Below are 6751 nucleotides of genomic sequence, written 5' to 3' on the forward strand. Positions count from 1 at the left end.
GCCCAATGCCCAATGCCCAATGCCCAATGCCCAATGCCCAATGCCCAATGCCCAATGCCCAATGCCCAATGCCCAATGCCCAATGCCCAATGCCCAATGCCCAATGCCCAATGCCCAATGCCCAATGATCAATAACAAATGATGCAGCGAATAAATGGCTCCATCACTCATAATTAAGTTGATTGTCCACCAAAATATCGTATGAGCGATCTGGAGCACTACTATAGAATTTTGGAATTAGAGCCTGGGGCAACACTTGAGGAAGTGAACCAGGCTTACAAAGATTTAGTCTTTGTTTGGCATCCCGATCGCATTCCCAAAGACAATCTCCGTTTACAGCAGAAAGCACAAGACAAGCTCAAAGCCATAAATGAAGCTCGTGAAAAATTGCGCTCTCTAAAAACCAAACATCAAACTACACATCACTCACCGCCACCTCAACAGGAAAAACCATCTCAAACAATCCAGAAACCACCAAAGCAAAACTCAGACTTGAGTGGCAAAGATTACAGTCGGGCAAATTTGAGCAATAAAGACTTATCTGGCAGAAATCTAAGTTATGCCAATTTGAGCGGTGCTAATCTCAGCGATACTTTTATGCACAAAGTCAACCTCAGAGGGGCGGATTTATCTGAAGCAAATTTATTTCGGGCAAACCTACTTTTAGCGGATCTCAGAGAGGCGAATTTACGCGCTGCTAATTTGATTGGAGCGGATCTCAGTGGGGCCGACTTGCGAGGAGCCGACTTAACGGGAGCGCGGATTCGCTCTGGTGAGCGCCTTCTGGTTAAACTAGTTGGTACTAACTTAGCAGGGGCAATTATGCCTGATGGTTCAATTTTTCAATAGCTGAGGCTGTGCTATGACACAGAGTAGATGAATTACTCAAATGAATAAGCATTCAAGCATATTGCTTTCTCAATTACTTGAATGCTTGCCCAAAACACCAAAATGAATACGCAGTTTACTGAAATGAGTAATTACCTAACTAGCAACTAGAGTTCTGTACTTCCTCTAGTTGACAATACCTCCACAATCCTCCGCGTGAGTATAGAAATTGAGCAACAGATTTACAACTGCTGCAAAAAATCAGGTTGACCATTTGGATTAAGTCCATTAAGTGTGTTCAATGGTGTGCAAATGGCTTTTGCCTGTCCCTGGAATGTTAAAGTAGCACCCCCTTGACTAACAATATTACCGTCTAACAAGTTAGATACCGGATTGAGAAAACCTAAGACCTTTTCTAAGCCGCTCACTCCAAAATTCTGAGTTTTTGAGACTACCTAGTTTGTGTTTTAATATAACTCTAAAATAATTAACCTAAGTATATATCTACTACCTAGTACCGCAAGGCGGAAGTCAAAAATCAAAAATCAAAAGTATTAGGGAATAAGCTCTTTAGGGACTTTAAATGGTTGCTCTATTTACGCCGTGGCGTACTAGTTTGGGTTTTAATATAACTCTAAAATAAGCAAGCTGGGGTTTGCTTGCTGAATCTCCTGAAATGAGAAAGCAATTTGTAATTTTAATGATCAGCAGTATCCTTCAAGAACTCGGAAATCTGATCTAGCTTCATCCATCCCTACAACCTGCCTGTAAAATTGAATATGATATCTCAAGACTTTTAGGCACTGTGAACTTTTTTATCGGTTGTGCTGTTTGGGCATATAAAGGTTGGGTGGGCGAACTCTATCCCCAAGGCACTCGCACTGCCGATTTTCTGCATCTCTACAGTCGTCGCTTCACGACTGTAGAAGGTAACACCACCTTTTATGCCGTGCCTAACCAAGAAACTGTAACCCGTTGGGCTGCCGAAACACCAGCAGGTTTCTAATTCATCCAGCTCTCTAACTAATGGAATATTGCGATCGCCTGACCATTCTCCTTCATGCACGTCTTGGCTTGGTGCATCTACCATCGTTTGACCCAGTTGTTTGACCCAGGTGATGATAGTAGTATGATGAACTCCTTTAACACGTTCAATGCCCCTGAAACCCATACCTGATAGGATGGATACATTTTTAAGCATTCTTCCTTCATCTCATTACTGTAAGTTCTTGAAGGTTCGTAGTTATCAATAAACTGACGACCACAGCTAACAGATATGTAATTCTGTTTACCACTTTTTCTTCCGTTCTTACGGATATGGCTGTCATCACAACTTGGACAATTCATATCAAATACCCACTAATATCATATCCGGCTAATTAGTTATAATTCCCGAATTCTATGCAGAAAACCTAAAACCCTTTCCCTGTGCCCCTCTGCTCCTCTGCCCCTCTGCGGTCTTATTGATAAGTCTTTAACCGGACACGATATAACCCTCTTCTGTCACTCTCCGAAAACATTTGCCATTTCTGAATTCTAGAGTTTTTGTATAGCAAGCGGTCGCGCGATTATTTTTTAATAACAAATACAAGACCCATTTTTTTCTAATAGTATAGCTTGTATTGATTGCCTCATAAGGCTTCTAGCGATCGCCCTCCCGGAAAGTGACAGAAGAGGGATAGCTACATACTTGCCCTTAACGAGTATCTGAAAATTGTCCCAACACCATTGGGAATGCAAATTCACTACCATAGGGTTTACCGCACTGTTGAAGATATTGGCTATCAGCAAGAGTTACTCAATTCTTTGTTAACCAGTCTTTTAAAGGGAATTTGCATGGCTATTATTTCATTTCCAAAATTTTTGGATCTGTTGCTTAAGCGACACAACAAGTCTTCGTATTCCCCAAAAATCTTTACCACAACACTTGAGTACAAGCACTCTAGTCAGATTCAACACTATAAGCAATGCAACGAGTACATTAAAAGTAGAACCCAGAAAGGACTGTAGATGTTTAATGTTCAACCTTTGAGGAGAATTAAGGAAATCATTGATTAATGCAATAGCAAGGGATGGGTAGCCGAGGACTTGCCTCCATAGCATCGGTAGTACAGCCCAAAGAAAATATCCCCAAATACTAAAGCTAAGAAGTGTATATAGTACAAGCGTGGCTGTAACTAACATTGACCAAGGTAATGACTGCACTGGTTGGTGACGCAGCCGAGCAATGAAATGGTGAAAAATGCGTAACGGCTGCTGACCTAAGTTGGTTACGCCCATTGCATCTGCTATAACCCAATAGCCATCGGATTTGAATACTGGGTTGAGCATAAATAGGCAGCTACTTGCAATCAGTATAAGAGCAACCTTAAATGGCTCCCAGCCGGAGAGCTTATAGACGATTACGTAGAGGGCAGCTACAACTAGCTGAAAAAAGATACCTCCCAAGTCAACAATTACGCGCTGCCACCGTAACAGTTCCCAGGCAGCACTGACATCACTATAAAAGGCAGGGAAGATTAGGTAAATGGTGCCACCAATCTCTCCCGCTTTGGCACCATAACGTACACATGCGCTGGCGTGTCCAAGTTCGTGTATGAGTAACGAAACCAGAAACAGCACGTAACCACACCAGAAGACCGTCGGGGTAACATTAAGCGAAAGATCATGTTGTGGGGCTATTGCTGTAGCCAAAATAACTCCGGTCAAAAGGCAACAGGCTATCACCGGCTGAAATACTACTGATAGGTAGGAAGCGATTCTATTAACGGTTGCTTTTGGTAGAAAACAGCAGCGTAGCAAAAAGCCTGATGGAGTGTGGTTAGCACTGTGTTCGATCTTTGCAATCCGCTCAACAACATTTTGATAAGCCGCCTCGACGGTAGCTAACGATACACTCCGCCCCATTTGCTGACTAAGGATCTCAGCTAGTGTTGCAAATGACACACCTGAGCTACGCTGTACAAGCAGTTGATACGCGATAGGCGAAAGTCTGATGTAGCTACCACTCTTACTAACCAGCAAATATACTGGTTGACCTTCAGAGGTGTCAACAACTAATCGCTCCTTGAGTCCTCGCTCTGCAAAGGTTGTTGGATCGATCTGCTCCTGCTGTGAATCGGTAACTGAATGCGCCTGCTGGCGTTGCCGTTTAACCATTCAACGTGCTTCCTCTCGGGAAAATTACACTTTGGTGAAGGCTTGCAATCACGTTATTAAATGTGACTAACTTACCGTAATGATGTAACAGTCTACTGTTTTGTCTTGCTGACTATATCTGACCTGTTCACAGATACGTTCTCGATCAATCGATTCCAAGCCATCGCAGCCTTTACGACATATGTACTCGTAATTGTTCGGCTGCCATAGGGTTCGTTGATTCTGGGACGAATAAATTGAATGCTTGACCAACTATTATCATCTTCCTGGCTGTGCTGGAGATAGACCAGTGCCCGCTCGGCTCGGTTAAGATCGCCTGTATCGCCACTGCACTCCTGAGCAGATGCCAGTCCCAGCAGAGCCAAGGCTGTACTCAGGGGATCGCTCTCATCTTTCAAACCCCAGCCCCCATCATCTCTTTGATGGCTTCGCAGGAAGTTGAGGGCCCGCTCAATAGTAGGCGAGTCAGGTTGAGCAACAGCAAACAGCCGCAGGCAGACATAGGTTCCGTAGTACAAACCGTAATACCACCTGCTTACCCAACTCCCGTCAGCTTGCTGTTGGGATTCTAGGTACATCATTCCATCCCAAATTGTTTGTGTAAAGCGCTGCTGGTCGTAGAGCATTAACGCATACAGCAGATTCGCCATTACCTCGTTGTCTGGACCAGTACCCCATTTAGACTGATTAAATTCTACCTGACGCTCCTGCTGAGGAGTACGCCCCGTAGCAGGCACAATCCAAGTCTCGAAAGAGCCATCAGCGCGAACGTTATCTTGCAACAATACCGCCAGCGGTGTTTCACAATATTCAGCTACCTCTGCTTTTCGTCCAGCACGCAGCAGAACCTGCATAACTTGACCTAGATCGTCAGCGTCTGGCGCTAGCTCCGGTACACTAGAGAAGTAGCTCCATCCCCCAATCCCAGAAGTCAGTCGGCAGCTAACCAAGTAGCTAGCCTCGTAACCAATCACCTGCTGAAGCTGACCATGAAGCAGTTCGTCGGCATCACACAGGGCATCAGCAATTAGCGCTCGCTGAAAGACGTCACCGTAGTGATACTCCTGGGCTGCACTGAACTCCTCCTCTTGAGTCAAGTGCATAATGTGTCGTGCCTCGCCAAAGCCGAACCGCCACTGCTGAACAATGAAGCGCAATCCATCCCAAATTATCTGCTGCCACGGACTCTGTGCAGAGGGAAGAGTTAGGACAAACTTCGGCTGTGAGCGCACACGGTGAAGGTTAGCGTCCACAATCCGCTCAATATCTTGCAAGAGAGCTTGGCAGCGATGGCGCAACTTAGCTGTAATAGTGTGCCACTCAGAGCCAAGCAGGTTTGTTGTTATCCTATCAGCGCGCTCAAGTGACTCAAGGGCTAACTCCACGATATAGCGTGCATGCCCATCATAGTAAATTTCACGCGCTAGTATGTCCTTCCAGAGCGTCATTTCTTCCTTGTTACCTTGTGCAGGTCGTTCGTGGAGAATGCGTGAGAGAAGCAATGAGGGAATCCCGCTGTACAAATCTTCCTTCCAATCGAGGAGGTCATCTGACATTTGGCAGGCAATGTTGAAGTGGTTAATCGCCTCTATTAACGGTTTGAGCAAACTGTCATCCTGCGCCAGTTCAGCTAACCCAGCAATGGTGGCTTTAGAAATGCCGTTCTTGCCGACAGCAATTTGGAGTGCCACTGCCTCGGAATATTCCTGCCAAGGCTGGTCTCCTGAAGCGAAGCGATACTCATAAACACAGGCTTTGGCATACTCCACTACGTAGTCATGGAAGCGTTCCCAAAAGGCTGTCTTCGGTGGGAAGATTTGGTGCAACAGATAATAAGCTTCCAACTGCCGCGCTTGAGTAGATAATATACTCGTCGATAAATCAACGGTAGCCGTACAATCCATCATTTTGTCGTAAAGGAAGATCGAGCTGGCAAAGAGACGGCTGGCAAGATTAAGAGGTCTAACATCTGCTAATGTTAATGATGGAAATGCTTTTATAAAAAGATAAGGGTAGTAATCGTAGATTGTTACCTGCAAATTAGAACTCAGAGCAAGTTCATCTGACCAGCGCTCTAGCAAACGACCTACAGCCTTTCTAGTTACTTCAATTTCCTGCTGTATGTGCAGTGAAAAGGGTGGTGAAGACAATGCTTCAAAGGATTGGAGAGACAAAAAATCACCTCAAGACTTTACTGAATATTTTTCTTACAAACTTACAGTTGAAACGGATTAATTTCTATCAGGAGTAATATACGTGGTACGAAACTTAGGACGATGCAACAATAAGCTGCACCGTCGGGTCTATACTAATGCTGGGAAAAGTTACTTACCTATTCCCAAATAACAGCTACAAGCGAATCATCAGTGGGAGCGTCAGTGGGAGCGGCAGTGGGAGCGGCGGCTAACTCTAGGCGACGTTCTAGTTCTTGAACATCTAGGGCTTGGATGTCCAGGCTTTCGACCTCATGTCCGTCCACTGAAACAATTTCATGCTCGTGCTTTTCGGCATTTATTGGTTCAAACTGTTTAAATTGCATACTGTTTCTCCATGTTGTAGTTTTTAGAGCAGGTCGCGATTAAATTCAATACAAACTTAGGGCAAGTTATGTTGTCTAGCATTAGACACTTGAATTTTCTCCTTCCACTTACTTTTTGTCTCTATACTGACATCAGGACAAAACTAAAGATTTTCGCGGTAATTTCGGATTATTACAAAAGTTCAAATTTAACCTGACATCAACTATAAAATGCAAGCATAACTC

5 protein-coding genes and 2 pseudogenes are annotated in these 6751 nt (G+C 44.4%); 2 read left to right on the top strand and 5 right to left on the bottom strand.

Annotation, left to right across the window (positions count from 1 at the left end):
* Positions 1-201: 201 nt before the first annotated feature.
* Entirely contained in the window at positions 202-849 is a 648-nt protein-coding gene (locus LC574_RS19950; RefSeq protein ID WP_229455129.1) for a pentapeptide repeat-containing protein, read from the top strand.
* A 221-nt stretch (positions 850-1070) separates the two neighbouring features.
* Here LC574_RS19950 and LC574_RS19955 read toward each other — a convergent pair whose 3' ends face one another.
* On the bottom strand, positions 1071-1256 hold the full coding sequence (locus LC574_RS19955; RefSeq protein ID WP_229455130.1) for a hypothetical protein: 186 nt from the start codon (positions 1254-1256) through the stop codon (positions 1071-1073).
* Between the two features lie 377 nt (positions 1257-1633).
* Between LC574_RS19955 and LC574_RS19960 the strand changes: the two are divergent.
* Positions 1634-1831 (top strand): annotated as a pseudogene (locus tag LC574_RS19960) (DUF72 domain-containing protein); the annotation flags it as partial.
* Positions 1832-1891: 60 nt separating this feature from the next.
* Here LC574_RS19960 and LC574_RS19965 read toward each other — a convergent pair.
* The 4 genes and pseudogenes from LC574_RS19965 to LC574_RS19980 form a co-directional block, all read right to left on the bottom strand.
* Positions 1892-2175 (bottom strand): annotated as a pseudogene (locus tag LC574_RS19965) (IS1 family transposase); the annotation flags it as partial.
* A gap of 501 nt (positions 2176-2676) precedes the next feature.
* Complete coding sequence (locus tag LC574_RS19970) at positions 2677-3987, bottom strand: hypothetical protein (RefSeq protein WP_229455132.1); 1311 nt, start codon at positions 3985-3987, stop codon at positions 2677-2679.
* Positions 3988-4079: 92 nt separating this feature from the next.
* A complete protein-coding gene (locus LC574_RS19975) occupies positions 4080-6161 on the bottom strand; it encodes a prenyltransferase/squalene oxidase repeat-containing protein (protein WP_229455133.1) in 2082 nt (693 codons plus the stop codon).
* 158 nt (positions 6162-6319) lie between these two features.
* Positions 6320-6526, bottom strand: coding sequence for a hypothetical protein (locus tag LC574_RS19980; protein WP_229455134.1), 207 nt, complete (start codon positions 6524-6526; stop codon positions 6320-6322).
* Between the last annotated feature and the right edge of the window lie 225 nt (positions 6527-6751).

Origin of the sequence: Nostoc sp. CHAB 5715 (assembly GCF_020829685.1) — a bacterium.
In the GTDB taxonomy this organism is placed as follows: Bacteria; Cyanobacteriota; Cyanobacteriia; order Cyanobacteriales; family Nostocaceae; genus Nostoc.

Excerpts from the sequence above, each read along its gene's own strand:
- LC574_RS19970 (WP_229455132.1), bottom strand. The coding sequence starts at position 3,987 with ATGGTTAAACGGCAACGCCAGCAGGCGCATTCAGTTACCGATTCACAG.
- LC574_RS19950 (WP_229455129.1), top strand. The coding sequence starts at position 202 with ATGAGCGATCTGGAGCACTACTATAGAATTTTGGAATTAGAGCCTGGG.
- LC574_RS19980 (WP_229455134.1), bottom strand. The coding sequence starts at position 6,526 with ATGCAATTTAAACAGTTTGAACCAATAAATGCCGAAAAGCACGAGCAT.